The following is a 764-nucleotide window of genomic DNA, read 5'->3' as shown; positions in this document are numbered from 1 at the left end:
CCGCAGCAACGGATATGCCCACCTCACCCCGCCCCAAAAAAGAAGCTTTTATGACAAAAGTTCGGTAGTCCCCAGCGGCCCCCGTCTTGGCTATGTAACGCGCTCAATACCGCCAAAAAAGGCGACGTCAGAGCCGCAAGCAGGATGCCAGGAGTGGGGCGAATGGGAACTATGGAACGTTACTCGAAAGTCGGCATGCAGGAGCTCGACCAGCGCCTGTCAAAGATCGTCGAAGCCGCACGCAAAAAACCGGTCTCGGTCTACCGCTATGGCGCACCGTGGGTATGGATCGTCTCCCAGGACGACTGGCAAGGCGCGCTCAAGGAAGTCTCCAGCTACATCCCCGCAGGCCATCCGCTGGTCTTGCTGCGCCCGCAGATCGACGACATCCTCGACCTCCATCGCGACCTGCTCCAGGCCCAGCCCGGCACCCAGATCGCCCCCCAGACCGTCTTGCAGATCCTGCTGCTGCAACTCCTGTACTCAGTCCCCAACGAACAGCAACTGCACGAACAACTCAACTACAACCTGCTGTTCCGCTGGTTCGTCGGCCTCGACCTGAACCAGAAAGTCTGGGGCATCAACCTCCTGCAACGCGACATCGCCACGTTCCTGAACAACCCGCAGGCGGTGCAGTTGATCCAGAAAATCATCGGTGAAGTGTTCTGTGGCGCCTTGCTGCACATGCCGGAGTTCTCCCTGAACTTCGCCTTGCTGCACACCTGGCTCGCCCGGCATGGCAACACCTCGATATCCAGCAATTG

The 764-nt window shown here is 59.3% G+C and carries 1 protein-coding gene; it reads left to right on the top strand.

All coding sequences use genetic code 11. From position 1 onward, the window contains the following. Positions 1-171: 171 nt before the first annotated feature. The coding region (locus tag HX846_RS09035; protein WP_178965290.1) for a transposase at positions 172-764 on the top strand (593 nt) is incomplete at its 3' end.

Origin of the sequence: Pseudomonas sp. K5002 (assembly GCF_013386655.1) — a bacterium.
Taxonomy (GTDB): Bacteria; Pseudomonadota; Gammaproteobacteria; order Pseudomonadales; family Pseudomonadaceae; genus Aquipseudomonas.
This window is presented reverse-complemented; position numbering and strand designations above follow the sequence as displayed.